The sequence below is a fragment of the Streptomyces sp. TAA040 genome (genome assembly GCF_000424845.1).
In genome coordinates this window covers 1-15,235 of sequence record NZ_AUKR01000025.1, presented here as the reverse complement: position 1 = coordinate 15,235, position 15,235 = coordinate 1, and the positions used below count along the sequence as shown (strand labels likewise).

Genomic DNA, 15,235 nt, shown 5'->3' with positions numbered 1-15,235 from the left:
TGCGGCGGCGGAGCGCTCTCCCGCCGAGTCAGAGTGCCTTGACGTCGAAGGTGTCGTGCTCGCTGAGCAGCTTGTCCACCCGGGCCTGCTCCACCCGGTTGGTCACGTACTCGCTCTCCTGCCGGTCCCGGACGCACTTGGCCAGGGTAAACGCGGAGGAGACCAGGAAGAGGATTCCGAGCCCGAGGAAGCCCCGCTCCCACGGCCCGAGCGGCAGAAAGGCGACGCCGAAGGCGACCGCTGCCAAGGCGAGCCCGAAGGAGAGGACCGACTGGACGTAGTACGCGGCGGTGGCGGGACGCTGCACGGGTGAGGTCATGAGGACACGGTGCACCGCCCCGGCCCCGGTGGCATGAGTACACCTACTCAACCGCCCCGGCGGCGCGCCGGCTCGACACGGGTCGTCACCGAGCCGTCCGGGCGACCGGCCGCACGCGGGGTCTCAGCAGCGTGCGGCGGCGCGTGCGGCCGAGCCGTTGAGCGCTCCGTGGCCACCGCCGAACAGGGCGGCATGCACCAGGAGGTGCTGGAGCTGGTGCAGCGGAACCCGGTCCGCCCGCCCGGACAGCGGCCGGACCTCCGCGTACGCGTCGAGCACGGTGGCCAGCTGCGGGCAGCCGAAGAGTTCCAGCAAGGCCAGATCGGTCTCCGGATGACCGCCCTGGGCGGCGGGGTCGATCAGCCGGGCGGGGCCCTCCGCGGCCCAGCGCACGTTGCCCGACCTGAGGTCCCCGTGGTCGGACCCGGCGCCTGGGCGGGCCCCGCGCACCGGTCGAGCCGGCCGCAGAGCCGTTCCACCGCCGCCGCGTCCTCCGCTGCGATGCCGCCGCTGTCCACGGCGCGTCGCAGCAGCGGGAGCAGCCGGTGCTCCACGTGGAACGCGGACCACTGCGCGGCCCGGGGCAGCGGTTCCGACGGACTGCCCAGCGCGACCGGTCCGAGGTAGCAGGGGCGTCCGGGTGTGCCCCAGGAATCGGCCGGCCGGTTGTGCAGCTCGGCCAGTCCGCGGCGCCCGAGCCGCGGTTGCCGGACCCGGAGCGATCCACTCCAGGAGCAGTAGCTCCGGCTCCACCGCGAGCACACGGGGCACCGGGACCGCGCCGGACGCGCGCAGGGCGTGGAGCCCTGCGGACTCGGTGGTGAAGAAGTCCTCGGATGCGCCGTCGAGCGTCTCGGCGAAGACCCGGCGGCTGTCCTCCAGCACCGCGCGGTGCGCCGCGCAGATGGATCCGCCGCCGACGGCGGTCAGCTCGACCACCCGGGCTCCGGCCACTTCGGCGAGACGGGAGGCGAGTGCGGCCATGGCACCAGCCTCGCAGAGAGGCGGGACGACCGGTCGAGCCGCCGGCCCGCTCCGGCCCGGCGCCCGGAACCGGGAGGCCCGGCACGTCCCACTTCCGTACCGGCCGTACCCTGGCGGACGCTCCCCGACAAGGACCGCGGCAGGTGGCGGGGAGCGACCGCTGTGCTCCGCAGTCAGCCGATCCGCAGGGAGTCGGTGCCTGTCCCGATCTCCCCGCCGACCGCTTCCAGCGCGGTGGTGACCGGCTGGAAGAAGGTGATGCCGCCCCGGGTACAGTCCCCGCTCCCGCCCGAGGTCAGCCCGACGGCCGCGTCGCCGGAGAACATCGCACCGCCACTGTCGCCGGGCTCGGCGCAGACATCGGTCTGGATCAGCCCGTCCACGATGTCGCCGCTGCCGTAGTTCACCGTGGCGTCGAGCCCGGTGACCGTTCCTTCGGTGAGCCCTGTGGTGCTTCCGCTGCGGGCGACCGGCATGCCGACGGAGGCCTCGACGGCCCGGTTGATCTGTTGCACCCGGCCGTTCTGCAGATCCACGGTGCTGGGCGCCTCGGTGTTCTGGTCGTCGTAGCCGACCAGCGAGAAGTCGGAGCCGGGGAATTGGGAGACGACGGTGGAGCCCAGCGGTTCCGCTCCGCGCTGATCGGCACTCCACCCCTGGCCCACGGCGCCGCAGTGGCCGGCCGTGAGGAACGCCTTCGCGCCCTCGACCGTTACGTTGAAACCCAGGGAGCAGCGGGCGCCCCCGCCGAAGACCGCATCGCCGCCGTCCGCGAACGGGGTGAACTCGCCTATCGAGCGGGTGACGGCTACGGCGTCGCCCCACTGCTCCGCAAGCCGGGTCAGCCGGTTCCAGGAGCCGCCGCTGACGGTGCGATCGGCCACCACCGCCACCCTGTTGGTACGGGGATCAATCGACCAGGCCGTGCCGGGAAGCGGGGTCCGCTCCCGGAGCGCGCCGGTCGCGGCGCGGAGTTCGGCCATGCTGTGCTCGACGATCCTGGGCCGGGCACCCTGCTCCCTGGCCTCACCGGCCGCCTGCTCGTCCGTCACGTTCATCACCAGTTGCCCGGAGTCGCCCTCGAAGTACCAGCCGGCGGCCGAGTCCCCGAGCCGGTCGGCGAGTTCGGTGCCGACCAGGGCGGCATCCGACTGGCTGAACGTGACAGGCGCCGGCGACGGACCCTCGCCCGCCTGTGCGTGCGGCAGCACGATCGCCACTCCGGCAACGGCGGCCGCGGCGGCGGCCGCAGCGACGATCCCGGCCCGTTTGGTCACTCGTCGATGGCTCAATGCACTGACCTCCTGTGGGAGCACACCGCGCGCTCCTTCCGACGACGCATACGCGGAAGGCGGCCACCTCACTCAACCGAGCGGGTGATTCCTTGCCCACGGGTCGGAGCGGCCGGCGGGTGGCGCCGGGGGAGGAGCGCGGCGCAGAGCGGCAGCGCGAGGGGCGCGGGCCGTTGTCGGTGGCCGTCAGCGCCGGACGGCCGTCAGCCGAAACGGGCGCAGGCCTGCCAGAGGTCCAGCAACGTGGTGTCGCCCCGTACCTCGACCCCCTTGTCACCGGGCGGACGGCGCCGGAGGGGGACCAGCAGCAGTTCGGCCACCGGGGCGCGCAGGACGAGGTCGGCCGGCGCGGCCTCGGTGTGCGGCGCGCGGCGCTGCACGATGCCGTCGGCCGTGAGGCTGACCAGCCACCGGGTCCCGGCGCCCTTCCTGTCCGCAGCGGCCTCCAGCAGCAGGCTCGCCCCGGCCCTGTCGCGCAGCGCGCGCAGTTCCGGGGCCTCTGCCCGCACCTGCGGGTGGCCGACGATCTCCAGCCGTTCCTGGATCGCGTCGGTGGCCGTTTCTGTGGACGCCTCGAACGGCAGGCGCGCGGTCAGGCAGGCGTCGGCACGGTGGACGAGGGTCTCGTGCGCGAGCCGGCGGGCCCAGAAGCCGTGGTTCTCCTCGCCGGGCAGCCAGGACCACACCGGCTCGTCCGGGCCGCCGACAGCAGCAGGGCGCTGACCTGTCCCGCCCCTCGGTCAGCCACGCCGCGAGAGTGGCCGGGTCGTCGGGGCAGGGGCTCTGCCGGTCCGGTACCCTCTCCTCGGAGATCTCACCGGTCGCCCGGGTGCGCACGATCTCGGCCACCCACCGATGTGCCGCGCCCACGTGTGTGACCAGTGCACCGGGGGCCAGTCCGGGCAGGCCAACGCACCGTCCGCGCAGGGTCGGTGGGTTCCGTTACTGCGGCCAGCCGTTCGGCCTGGGCGATGATCTCGCGGCGGTACCGCGCGTGGGTCAGGGACATGCCGCGCACCGTAGAACTGCCGCTGCGCCCTTCATGAGCGCGTTCCGCCGGCCCCGGCGCTCGCCCCAGGCGCCGGCCGCCGCCCCGCTTCCGGGGCGGCGCCGTGCGAAGGCCCGCGGCGCGACGTGCGAGACCGTGGCGGCGTGCGGGGGTCCGTGGCGGGTAGGGGTCGCGATGGAGCCCAGGCCCCGCACACGACGGAGCCGCCGCCCCCTGGGACGGGAAGCGGCGGCGCCTGGTCGGGCGTGCGTCAGACCAGCCAGCCCACGAAGTGGATGCCACCGGCGAGCATGTTGGTGAGCAGGTCCATGGGAGTGCGTTCTCCTTGTGGTGCGCCGTACGAGGGACAGCCCTGCGCCGCCGTCCCGTCGGACGGGTGGGTCATGGAGCAGTGCGCGAGCACGGTATGCATCTCGCTGATCGCGCACCGAAACGCTCGCACGTCACGCCGCTAGACCGCAGCCGCTTCTGGCGCACCCATTCCTTCGGGCGAATATCCGATCATGCGTTCGTCGTGCGCGGAAGACGGGTGTGGCGCCTCGGGGGTGCCGGAGCGCTCCCGCGCGGGCGGACCGCCCTCCGCGGAGAGAAGTCGCCGGAGGTCCCGCACCGCCGAGCGTCCGGCCCGGCTGGCCCCGATGGTGCTGGCCGAGGGGCCGTAGCCGACGAGGTGGACGCGCGGGTCCCGCACCACCCGGGTACCGTCCAGCCGGACGCCCCCGCCGGGCTCCCGGAGCCGCAGCGGCGCCAGATGGCCGATGGCCGCACGGAATCCGGTGGCCCAGATGATGTCGTCAGCTGGCCACTCGGTTCCGTCGGCCCACACGAGCCCCTCGGGGGCGATCCGGTCGAACATCGGGTGGCGCCGCAGCACGCCACCGGCCTCTGCGGCGCGCATCGCCTCGGTGGTCGGCAGACCGGTCACGGAGACCACGCTCTGCGGTGGCAGTCCGCGCCGGACGCGGTCGGCCACCTTCGCCACGGCGGTACGGCCCTGGTCGGGCCCGAAGGGCCCGTCATGGAAGACCGGCGGTCGCCGGGTGACCCAGAGGGTGTCCGAGGCGACCTCGGCGATCTCCAGCAGGTGCTGCACTGCCGACGTCCCGCCGCCCACCACCGCGACGCGGCGGCCCGCGAAATCCGACGGCCCGGCGTACCGTGCGGTGTGCAGCTGCCGTCCCCGGAACGTGCCCTGCCCGGAGACCCCCGGCCAGAACGGGCGCTCCCAGGTGCCCGTGGCGTTGACCACCGCGTGCGCCGACCAGTCGCCCGCCGAGGACTCCACCCGCAGCAGGCCGTCCCCTGCGTCCTGTACGGCCCTGACCGCCACCGGGCGCCGTACCCGCAGGTCGAACCGCCGCTCGTAGCGGGCGAAGTAGTCTGCGATCACCTCGGCCGACGGCCGGTCGGGGTCCGCTCCGGTCAGCTCCATGCCGGGCAGGGCGTGCATGCCGTGCACCTTGCCGTAGGTCAGGGTCGGCCAGCGGAACTGCCACGCTCCGCCGGGCTCCGGCGCGTGGTCGAGTACGACGAATTCCTGCCCGGGAGGGTAGCCGACCCGCCTCAGGTGGTACGCGACCGACAGCCCGGCCTGCCCGGCACCGATGATGACGATCTGCGCACTGTTCATGTACGGCACAACCACAACCGGCGCGCGAAGCTTCCCGCGCGCCGGCGGAGAGGGTAAAACGATGAGCGAACGTCTCCGGGCCCGTCTGCTCGACCTCACCACCGGTACGAAGGAGGTGGTGGCCGACCTGACCCGCGACTGCGAGTCCTTCCTGGCCGAGGCGGCGGCGGGACACGACGGACTGCTGAACGTCTTCGTACCGCACGCCACTGCGGGGATCGCGATTCTGGAAACCGGCTCCGGCAGCGACGACGACCTGCTCGCGGCACTCCGCGATTTGCTGCCCGCGGACGAACGCTGGCAGCACCGCCATGGCACCCCCGGCCACGGCCGGGACCACGTCCTGCCCGCTCTGGTGCCGCCGCACGCCACGTTGCCGGTGGTCGACGGCCGGCTCGCGCTCGGCACCTGGCAGTCGGTGTGCCTGGTGGACACCAACATCTCCAATCCCCACCGTCAGGTGCGGTTGAGTTTCCTGGGATGACTCCCGAGGCCGCGGACCGACGGAGAGGCCCCGGTGGAAGAACCCAAGGGTTTTCCACCGGGGCCGCCCGGTGCCCGACGCCGATTACGGCCTCTCGGCCTCGTGGAGGGCGCTCACCTCCTCGCCCGTGAGCGCCCTGTCGCCGGCGCGGACCTCGTCGACTGAGCCGTGCCGTAGATCGGTGGCCTCGCCGTCCCACTGGGCACGGCCCGCGGCCTGGCCGCCGGATCACCGTCGGAGTAGAGCCGGATCTCGTCGCTCGTGGCGTCCCACACCGACCAAGTGGTGCCAGCGGCCCGTCCGAGGAGTCGTCTCCAGCCGGGCCCGGTTTTAGCCGGGCGTGGTGAAGGCGAAGGTTCCGTGGCCGTACTGGGGGTAGAACGGGCCGGCCTGGCGCCGGATGTCCTGGCTGACCGCGGTCGCGTAGTTGCTGGTGGTGTCGAGCACCGGTCCGCCGGTCTCCGCGGACTGGCCCTGGCCGTCGAACTTCAGCGCGCTGCCGCTGGCGCCGTCGACCCAGGTGGTTCCGCCGTGCGCCTCAACGGCTGCGGTTTCGGGACGGCATCCTCCGCGGTGGTGCCGGACCCCTCGTCGAAGGACCAGAATCCGCCGCCCGTCAGATCGCCGCGCTCGCCGGCCGTGATGATCTTGCGGCGATCTGGCGCTCCCGGGCCGGATCGACCTTGAGGTCCCGGCAGTCGTACGTGTAGAGGCCGTTTGAGCTCGTTCTCCAGGGCGGTGGTCTGCGTGCAGACCCGAGCCGGCCAGCTCGGCGCCGTCCTGGCCGAGGTAGTACTTCTCCGTGTTCTCGGAGTACTTGAGGGGCAGCGCCTACTTGACGGCGATGCCGCTGTAGATCACGTTCGGCAGCCCCGGCCACATGTGCCCCGATGTGCGGAGCATGAAGCCGCAGTGCTCACCGTCCATGGCCGCTCGCCTCTCGTTGGGCCAGGCGGGGTCGGTGCGGTTGTAGTCGTGGTGGTCGACGAGGTCACCCCTGCCGGAACCACCCTTCGAGTTGCAGCAGTGCACACTGCTGTGGGCGTTGACCACCCGGAGCGGGTCCGCGGACTTGGCCGAGTCGGCGATACGCCCGGCCTCCTCGCGGTCCCACTCGCCTCATCCCTCGTTGAAGACGATCCAGCCGACCACCGAGGGGGAGTTGCGATGCCGGCGCATGACAACGCGCTCCCGGGAAGCTGTCCAGACCTCGCGCACAAGGCGGTCGGCACGACCCTGCAGTGAACCGCGACGGTGCGGACGAGCCGAGGACCCGGCACCTGGAGGAGGAGCCGGAACACGGCGCCGCGCTGCCGGTGCACCTACCGGCAACGGCGGGCGACTGGACCGCTGTCGAGGCGCGGGAGCCCCGCGCGCGGATGCCGCGCCTGGAACGCGACCAAGAGGGGCCCGGCCATGTTCGACGACCGACGACCGCACGCCACCGGTCCCTCCCGCCCGGGAGGCGGCAGTCACGGGAGCATGAGCGTATGCACGACGTTCCCGAACTCATCCGGGTGCGAATCCTTTCCAGGGACGGTTGAGCTGGGGTTTCGCTGGTCCGGGTGTGGGCGGGGTGGCGGTTTCTCTACCGTAGCGGTAGAGGAGGCGGTGCCGGATGGGCTCGTTGATCGGTGAGCTGGAGGAACGCCAGGCGGCGGTGCGGTCGCGGGTGGGGGAACTCAAGCGGGGGATCGCCGGGTTGACCGTTCGGCTGGAGGCCGAGCAGGGCCGGCTGGATCGGCTGACGGTGACGCGGGAGACGCTGGAGGAACTCGCGGCCGAGGGAGTGACCCTCGAAGCGGCCCGGCCGTCGGCGGAGACCGAGCCGGTGGGCGGGGGCCGGGCGGTGGGGGTGCAGACCGTGACCGCCTGGCGGAAGGGGATGACCAGCGTGGATCTTCCGCCGGTCTACCGCGACATCGTGGACGTGGTCGACGCGCCGGGGGCGGTGCAGGCGAAGCAGATCGTGCCCAGGATCGGACTGCCCGCCCAGACCTCGAAGATCGAGGCGACGCGGTCGAAGCTGAAGCGGCCGGTCGAGCGGGGCTGGCTGGCCGAACAGGCGCCGGGGCAGTTCACCGTCTCGGCCCACCGGGCGGCGGCCGGCTCGGTGAGGTAGGGCAACTCCCGGTGTTCAAGGGGCTCTTCTTCCTACATTCGTAGGTGCGAACCGAAACGAACATCAGGAAGAAGAGCCCGGATGGAACGCTACGGCACCAACGATGTCCTCGACCCGTTCGCCTGCTCGATGGAGGCGGTGAAGTCGCTGGCAGCACGGCTGTCGGCGCGGGAGACCGCCGAGCTGGAACACGCCGCGGTGGAACGTCTGATCGAGGCCGACGGAAGGGAGATCCTGCGCCGTCTCTTCCAGGACCACCTCGGTCTGCGCGCGGTCCGCGAAGAGCGGCACCCGCCATCGGAGCCGGTCCTCGGCGCGGACGGAGAGAGGCGACCGTACCGCGAGCGGGGACACGAACGGCAGCTGACCTGCCTGTTCGGCAAGGTGACCGTGACCCGGTGCGCCTGGCGGAGCCGCGGGCGGGCCAATGTGCACCCTGCGGATGTGCGGTTGTCGCTGCCGCGTGGCCGGCACAGCCACGGCATCAAGCGCCTCGCGGCACGCGAGGCGGTCCGTGGATCGTTCGCGCAGGCCGTCTCGGCGATCACCGACCGGTGCGGGAAGGTCCTGGGCAAGCGACGGGCCGAATCCCTGGTCGTCGAGGCCGCCGTCGACGTCGACGCCTTCTACCACCACAGGATCGCCCCCGCGTGCACCGGCGACATGCCCCTGGTCATCCAGGTCGACGGCAAGGGCGTGGTGATGCGGCCCGAAGCGTTGCGCGAGGCCACCCGGCGGGCCGCCGAGGCCAAGCAGCGCCGCGGCCGGCAGGCCCGGCTCGCACCGGGCGAGAAACCGAACAGGAAACGGATGGCGACGATCGCCTGCGTCCACCACACCGTCCCTGCCGAGCGTCGTCCGCACGACACCATCCACCCGCCGGGCGGCCGCAGCGGCCTGCGCACCCCCAGTCCCGGCCCGAAGGCCGTCAACCGGTGGTGCACCGCCTCGCTCATCCACGACCCGGCCGACGTGATCACTGAGGCGTTCACCCAGGCCGCCGACCATGATCGGGGACATCACCGGCCCTGGCTCGTCCTCGTCGACGGCGCCCGTCACCAACTCGACCTCATCGAAGCCGAGGCACGGCGGCGCAAGGCGACGATCCACGTCCTGATCGACTTCGTGCATGTCGCGGAATACATCTGGACGGCCGCCCACGCCTTCCACCCGATCGGCAGCCACGACGCGGAGACCTTCGCCGCGGAGAGACTCACCGCGATCCTGCACGGACACACCGCCCGTATCACCCGCGAGATGACCACACGGGCCGGGAAAGAACAGCTCACCGGCTCCAAACGTGAGGCTGTCGACACCTGTGTGCGCTACCTGACAGGGCACCTCGCCCGGCTCCGCTACGACATCGCACTGGAGAACGGGTGGCCGATCGTGACCGGCTCCGTCGAGGGAGCCTGCCGCCACCTCGCGGGCGACCGCCTCGACATCCCCGGCGCCCGCTGGGGCCTCGACAGCGCCGACGCCGCCTGGTCAACGACCTTCCCCCAGAAGGATCCGCACCCTCCTGAGAAGGCGCCCTGCCGGGCGATGTGGCAACTGTTCGGCATCGTCCCGTTCGGGTCTGTCCGGTCACCGGACAGACCCGTTCCAGACCCGGCTCCGGCAGTCGTTGGACACTCCCCGCCGAGGAGGTCCTCGCTGAGGTGCGCCCCCTTCAGACCAACGCGAAGAAACTCTTCGATAGTGACTCAAACTGGCATGAACAGGATCACGAGACACTAGACTGTGCGAGTGTCCGATCCCGCCCGCCCGAAGAGGGGCTTGCCGCCGAGTTTGCACTGTTGGTCGATGAGCTGGCGGCTTCGCGTGCTGGTGAGGAGGCCCAGGCGGTACTGAGGCAACCGGTCGCCTCACGGCCCTGCGGGCGTCAGCGGTGCGCTAACCAACCGTGGTCGGGGCGGGAACGCAGCACGGCCGGGCCTGCGGTCGGCCTCATGGTCGGGCCGTGTGGGCCCGACCATGAGGGCACGAGCGGTGCTTCCGGGGTATCCCGGCGGGTGATGTCGGAAGGTTGGACTACTTCTGGGTGGCGCAGGGGTCGCAGCAGGAGGGGGCCGGTTCGACGCAGACGGTGACGGTGTCGGCGTTGTTGGTGGTGTCGGGGTCCTTTTCGTTGCTGGTGGCGGTGGCCGTGTTGCTGGTCAGGCCGACCTTGGTGGCCTTGGCCCGCAGCGCGAGGGTGGCCGTGGCACCGTCGGCCAGGTCACCGACGGTCCACTGCCCGGTGGCCGGGTCGTAGCTTCCGCCTGTGCCGTCGGCGGACAGGAAAGTGAGGCCGTCGGGGAGCTGGTCGGTGACGGTGACGCCGGTGGCGTCGTTCGGGCCGGTGTTGTGGACGGTGATGCGGTAGGTCACGGTCTGTCCGACGGCGACGGTGGTGGCGTCAGCTGCCTTCGTCACGGTCAGGTCGGAGGCCGGCTTGACCTGTGTGACTTTTTCGTTGGAGGTGGATGCCAGGGGCTCCGGCGTGTCGCCGAGTCGGTTGTCGTAGGAAGCGGTTGCAGTGTTGCTGATCTGCTTGCCGCCACTGGCCCGGTCGATGACGGCCCGGTACTCCACTGTGGTACCTGCTGGCAGGGTTTCAGTGCTGGGCAGGCTGCCGCCCTCCACGGCGGAAGCGCCGTTGCCGAGATGGAAGACGACCTTGTTCTCCGCGACGTCGTAGTACGCTTGGTCGTCACCTTGCGCGTCGCTCTTCGCTCCGGCGTTCGGGCCGTCGACGATGCGCAGGGAACCGGACAGGTACGTCGCGCCCTGCGGGATGACGTCGCTCAGGATGAGGTTCTCGGCCCCGCCGCCGCCTTCGTTCTTGGTGGTGATGCGGTAGGTGACGACGTCGCCCACCTCCACCGGCCCTGCGGGAATGACGGTTTTGGCGAGTTCCACGTAGGGGGCGGTGCCGAAGAAGATGCCGTCCAGGAAGTTGCCGATGGCGCCGTTGCGGCCGGCGGCGGAGATGGAGCGGAAAGCGAAACGCGTCAGGGTCTGGCCTGCCGGGACGGTGTAGGTGCCGGTGTAGTAGCCCCAGGCGGTGGTGCCGTCGGTGAAGCGCCTCTGCTCCACCTCGGAGCCCGGCGCACCGATGTCCAGTGCCATGGTGTCGTCCCCATCGCGGCCGCGATGGTACAGCCGCCAGTACAGCTTCGCGCCGGGGGTGGTCGGCAGGTCCTGGTAGAGCGTGGATACCTCGTTCGCGTTGAGCTCGGCGAACTGGACGCCGTCGGCTGCCTGCACACCCTGGAAGCCAGACTGCCACAGCTCGATCTTGTGGTCGGAGGCGGTGGTGAGCCAGCCCGGGACCCGCTTGGACGCCTGCGTCTGCGAGGCATCCGGCAGGACCTCATAGCCGGTCACGGGGGGCTGCTCGAAGCTGCCGTTGGCCAGGGCTACGCGGAGCGGAGCGGCAGAGGGTGTGGTCATGGTTCTTCCCCTTGGAGTCGACGCTGCTGGAATGCACCGCCGACCGGCCGCACCTCTGCGCGCCGTGGCGGAGCCGAACACCTAGGTAGCTCAACGCATCCTTTGCATCTCGTACAGTGATGATTGGGTGTGATCGGTCAATCCTGAGGAGCAGGTTTGCGGAACCGCCCTGGGGATTCCTTGCCGCACCGTCACGCTCCGCCCTCCACCGCAGACCACTCCCACCCCACACGCCTCCCAGCTCTCCCCTGCCCGCCGACGCCATGGCCGAAAGCCCGCGTTGAACCCCATACGCTGGCCCCGCCCAGGGTGAATCTGCCGTCCGCGACGTTGACGCCCGCAGTCCCGGCAGCCGTCTGCGATGTCACCTGCCGAACGAGCGGGTGGCATCGATTCCTGTTGAGCGGGTCCCGGTGCCGGGCGTTGAACCGCCCCGTGGTTGGTGGAGGCTCGATTCCCTGAGAGGATCGAGTCATGGCACGTCCCTCCCCCTATCCCGCTGAGCTGCGCCGTCGAGCGGTGCGCATGGTCGCCGAGGTGCGGCCCGACTACGACACCGAGTGGGCCGCGATGAAGGTGGTCGCCTCCAAACTCGGGATCGGTACCGCCGAAACCGTGCGCACATGGGTGCGCCGGGACCAGATCGATTCTGGTCAGCGGCCCGGGACGACCACAGAGGAGTCCGAGCAGATCAAGCGTCTGAAGATGGAGAACGCCGAGCTGAAGAGGGCGAACGAGATCCTCAAGGCGGCGTCGACTTTCTTCGCGGCCGAGCTCGACCGGCCACACCTGCGCTCGTAGCGTTCATCGACGAGTACCGGGACCGCTTCGGCGGTGTCGAGCCGATCTGCCGTGTGCTGACCATGCACGACTGCAGTATCGCCTCCTCCACCTACTACGCCCACAGACTCGGCCGTGACAACGGTCTATCGGCCTCCACCTCTTACCGCTACCTCCACGAAGGACTGGCCGTCCTGGCCGCTGGCGCACCGGACCTCGCGACCGCGCTGGAGCGTGCGAAGGCAGCCGGGCTGACGCATCTGAACCTCGACGGGACGGTCATCCGCACCGACCGCGTCGCCGCCCCGGGCCCCAACGGAGCGGACCTGTGGTGGTCCGGGAAACACAAGCACCATGGCGGGAACGTGCAGGTCATCGCCACCCCGGACGGCTGGCCGATCTGGGTCTCGCCAGTACGGCCGGGCCGGGGGCACGACACCACCTGCGCCCGCCACCACGGACTGGTCGACGCCCTCAACCGCATCGCGGCCGAGCTGGACATGCCGACCCGGCCCCCTCCCTGACATCGTTGGGTGAGACGTTCCGGCGTGATCAGTTAGCCTGGGTGGACAGAACGAGCAGGAGATCACCCGTATGACCAGCACCAGCGGTCCCGGTGCCGATCCGGCGCCGAAGCCGAAGCGCCGTACCTTCAGCGCCGAGTACAAGCTGCGGATCGTCGCCGAGTACGACGCCGCGCCGACCGGCGAGAAGGGCGCCATCCTGCGCCGTGAGCGCCTGTTCCACTCGCACGTGATCGAGTGGCGTGCTGCCCGTGACACCGGCGCACTCGCGCAGCTGGCGGACCACCGCACCAGCCCTGCCCGTCCCAGGAAGCACCCGGCCGAGGCCGAGAACGCCAAGCTCCGGCGGGAGAACGAGCGGCTGCGCACGGAGGTGGACCAGAAGAACGCAGCACTGGAGGTGCTGGGAAAAACACACGCGCTCTTGCAGTCACTGTCCAAGAGCGCGGACTGAGCCAGGCCCTGGACGGCCACCTGCACGCAGCGGTCGAGGACCTGAGGCCGCTGGTGGGCATCGTGGACGCCTGCCGGATCACCGGACGTTCCCGGGCGACCCACCACCGACGGCTGCACCCCAAGCCGCCGGCAGTCAAGCGACCGCGGCCGGCCCCGGTCACCGCACTGTCGGCCGCCGAGCGGGCCGCGGTGCTGGCGCTGATGAACACGACCGAGTACGCCGAACTGCCGCCGGCCCAGATCTACGCCCGCGAACTGGACGAGGGCCGCTACCACTGCTCCGAGCGCACGATGTACCGGATCCTCAAAGAAGCCGGACAGGACGGCGAGCGACGCCGGATCGCCACCCACGGCGCCAAAACCGTGCCCGAGCTCGTCGCCGAGGCCCCTTCGCAGGTGTTCACCTGCCGAGTAGCCGGGAGGAATCCCACCTCCCGGCCCTCTCGGACACGGCAGCTGTAGTTCCAGCGTCTGTGCTGGTCAGTGTGTTGCCGGGGTGGGTGCGGGCATGAGTACGGCCACCGTGATCATGAACGTTTGTGACGACGTATCAAGGCGCGGTGGCCGTGGAAGCAACGATAGCCGAGCGGGCGTGGGGCGAGGCGTTCGGGAGGGCGATGCGGGCGGTCGCGGGCTGCTTCGCGCGACGTGAAGCCCGGGCGACGGCGGCGGAGTTGGTCGCGGGGCTGTTGCTGGAGGTGGACACGCGGAACTGCTGGACGCTCGCGCAGGTTCTGGGACATCCGGGCCCGCACCGGCTGCAGCACCTGCTCTCGCGCGCCCGGTTCGACCATGAGGGGGCCCGGCAGGAGATCGCCTGCCTCGTGATCGATGAACTCGACGGTCAGGATGTGGTGTTGGTGGCGGACGAGACGGGGGATGCGAAGTCGTCCACGGACTGCGTGGGCGCCGGCCGGCAATACTCCGGTGCAATCGGCGGTGTCGGACTGTGCCAGGTGGCGGTGCACCTGGCGGCGGTCACCGCGACGACGAAGGTGATCATCGATCGGGCCCTGTATCTCCCGGCGGACTGGGCTGCGGACGAGGAACGCCGCGAGGTCGCCGGAGTGCCGGAGGAGATCGCTTTCGCGACGAAGCCGCAGCAGGCGCTGGCCATGGTCACGGACGCGGTCGCCGCCGGCCTCAAGGCCCGCTGGTTCGCGGGCGACGAGGTGTACTGCGGGCGCGAACTACGCCGGGGCATCCGGGCGCTGGGGCTCGGCTACACCGTTGGCATCGCCGCCACCTACCAGGCCCGTCGACGGGACCGGACGCCGGTGGGAGGCCCGCAAAATGATCAATAAGGTGCGGCCCGGGCAGTGGATGCGCCGGCAGACCGGACACGGCACCAAGGGCACCCGCGAGTACGACTGGGCCTGGCTCGATGTCCGCCCCGACGACGCTCCCGACGAGAACCGGAACGAGAAGGAGCCCGGGACGAGTGTGCTGGTCGCGCGGCGGCACCGCTACACCGGTGAGGTGTCCTACTTCCGCTGCTGGGCACCCGGCGACGTCTCGCTCGGCACGCTGGTGGAAGTCATCTGTCGCAGGTGGCGGATCGAGGAAACCTTCCAACTCGCCAAGGGCTTCACCGGACTCGACCAGGGCCAGGTGACCTGCTGGAACTCCTGGATGCGCTGGTCACTGTTCTGCCTGATCGCCGCCGCCGTCCTCGCCCTCACGGCCACCGCCGTCCACGACGCCGCCGAGGACGAGCCCGCGCTCGTCCCGCTGAGCTGCCCCGAGCTCATCCGGCTCCTGCGAGCCCTCGTGCTGCCGCCACCCGTCCGCGACCGCGAGCACGTCCTGCACTGGATCGCCTGGCGACGCCATCACCAAGCCGTAGCGACCGCCTGCCACCAGCAACGACACCACCGTCACGACCAACCGTGATCAAGAACTACAGCTGCCGTGGCCGACCGCGTCGCAGGCGCTGGTGCTGCGTTCGCGGATCGTGCTGGCGTGTGCGGGGGGCCTGCCGAACGCGCGGGTCGCGGACGACCTGGGCGTTTCACGGGAGACGGTGCGCAAGTGGCGGTCCCGGTTCGCCGCGGACCGACTGGAGGGCCTGGTGGACCGGCCACGCTCGGGGCCACCGCGGAAGATCACGGACGAGCAGGTCGAAGCCCTGGTCGCCAGGACGCTCGGCCAGACGCCGCCGACGGGTGATTCGCACTGGTCGACGCGTTCGATGGCC

Annotated in this window: 11 protein-coding genes and 7 pseudogenes; 9 read left to right on the top strand and 9 right to left on the bottom strand. The window is 71.0% G+C overall.

The window, feature by feature from the left end; translation table 11 throughout:
• Positions 1–28: 28 nt before the first annotated feature.
• The 7 genes and pseudogenes from H300_RS0118765 to H300_RS27795 all read right to left on the bottom strand — a co-directional run bounded on the left by H300_RS0118765 (position 29) and on the right by H300_RS27795 (position 5,234).
• Entirely contained in the window at positions 29–319 is a 291-nt protein-coding gene (locus tag H300_RS0118765) for a YiaA/YiaB family inner membrane protein (RefSeq protein ID WP_028428650.1), read from the bottom strand.
• Positions 320–442: 123 nt separating this feature from the next.
• Positions 443–712, bottom strand: a complete 270-nt coding sequence (locus H300_RS32595; protein ID WP_028428649.1) for a fructosamine kinase family protein — start codon at positions 710–712, stop codon at positions 443–445.
• Between the two features lie 330 nt (positions 713–1,042).
• Positions 1,043–1,303 (bottom strand): annotated as a pseudogene (locus H300_RS32590) (fructosamine kinase family protein); the annotation flags it as partial.
• 173 nt (positions 1,304–1,476) lie between these two features.
• Positions 1,477–2,595, bottom strand: a complete 1,119-nt coding sequence (locus tag H300_RS0118750) for an alpha-lytic protease prodomain-containing protein (protein WP_028428647.1) — start codon at positions 2,593–2,595, stop codon at positions 1,477–1,479.
• 203 nt (positions 2,596–2,798) lie between these two features.
• Positions 2,799–3,284: pseudogene (locus tag H300_RS29435) on the bottom strand (hypothetical protein); the annotation flags it as partial.
• Between the two features lie 570 nt (positions 3,285–3,854).
• Positions 3,855–4,016: a hypothetical protein gene (locus tag H300_RS31580; protein ID WP_158678393.1), complete on the bottom strand. Its 162-nt coding sequence runs from the start codon at positions 4,014–4,016 to the stop codon at positions 3,855–3,857.
• A 39-nt stretch (positions 4,017–4,055) separates the two neighbouring features.
• Positions 4,056–5,234 carry a flavin-containing monooxygenase gene (locus tag H300_RS27795; RefSeq protein WP_051270207.1) on the bottom strand — a complete coding sequence of 393 codons (1,179 nt, stop codon included), beginning with the start codon at positions 5,232–5,234 and terminating at the stop codon, positions 4,056–4,058.
• A 61-nt stretch (positions 5,235–5,295) separates the two neighbouring features.
• Between H300_RS27795 and H300_RS0118730 the strand changes: the two genes are divergently transcribed.
• Entirely contained in the window at positions 5,296–5,718 is a 423-nt protein-coding gene (locus tag H300_RS0118730) for a secondary thiamine-phosphate synthase enzyme YjbQ (protein WP_028428646.1), read from the top strand.
• A gap of 84 nt (positions 5,719–5,802) precedes the next feature.
• Here H300_RS0118730 and H300_RS32585 read toward each other — a convergent pair.
• Positions 5,803–6,900, bottom strand: a pseudogene (locus H300_RS32585) (LamG-like jellyroll fold domain-containing protein); the annotation flags it as partial.
• A 436-nt stretch (positions 6,901–7,336) separates the two neighbouring features.
• Here H300_RS32585 and H300_RS0118715 point away from each other — a divergent pair.
• A complete protein-coding gene (locus tag H300_RS0118715; RefSeq protein WP_028428644.1) occupies positions 7,337–7,840 on the top strand; it encodes a hypothetical protein in 504 nt (167 codons plus the stop codon).
• Between the two features lie 81 nt (positions 7,841–7,921).
• Positions 7,922–9,322, top strand: a pseudogene (locus tag H300_RS27785) (ISKra4 family transposase); the annotation flags it as partial.
• Positions 9,323–9,874: 552 nt separating this feature from the next.
• On the opposite strand, the gene H300_RS0118705 reads toward H300_RS27785, so the two are convergent.
• On the bottom strand, positions 9,875–11,278 hold the full coding sequence (locus H300_RS0118705; protein WP_028428643.1) for an isopeptide-forming domain-containing fimbrial protein: 1,404 nt from the start codon (positions 11,276–11,278) through the stop codon (positions 9,875–9,877).
• A 474-nt stretch (positions 11,279–11,752) separates the two neighbouring features.
• Here H300_RS0118705 and H300_RS0118700 point away from each other — a divergent pair.
• The 6 genes and pseudogenes from H300_RS0118700 to H300_RS27770 all read left to right on the top strand — a co-directional run.
• A pseudogene (locus H300_RS0118700) lies at positions 11,753–12,177 on the top strand (IS3-like element ISMyma3 family transposase); the annotation flags it as partial.
• Between the two features lie 6 nt (positions 12,178–12,183).
• Positions 12,184–12,567: pseudogene (locus tag H300_RS27780) on the top strand (transposase family protein); the annotation flags it as partial.
• 85 nt (positions 12,568–12,652) lie between these two features.
• Positions 12,653–13,036: a transposase gene (locus H300_RS0118690; protein ID WP_028428641.1), complete on the top strand. Its 384-nt coding sequence runs from the start codon at positions 12,653–12,655 to the stop codon at positions 13,034–13,036.
• Between the two features lie 53 nt (positions 13,037–13,089).
• The gene (locus H300_RS0118685) at positions 13,090–13,500 is read left to right on the top strand and encodes a helix-turn-helix domain-containing protein (protein WP_028428640.1); all 411 of its coding nucleotides are present in this window, start codon (positions 13,090–13,092) and stop codon (positions 13,498–13,500) included.
• A gap of 77 nt (positions 13,501–13,577) precedes the next feature.
• Positions 13,578–14,931, top strand: a pseudogene (locus tag H300_RS32580) (IS701 family transposase).
• A gap of 43 nt (positions 14,932–14,974) precedes the next feature.
• Positions 14,975–15,235: helix-turn-helix domain-containing protein (locus H300_RS27770; RefSeq protein WP_037980985.1), on the top strand; the 261-nt coding region annotated here is incomplete at its 3' end.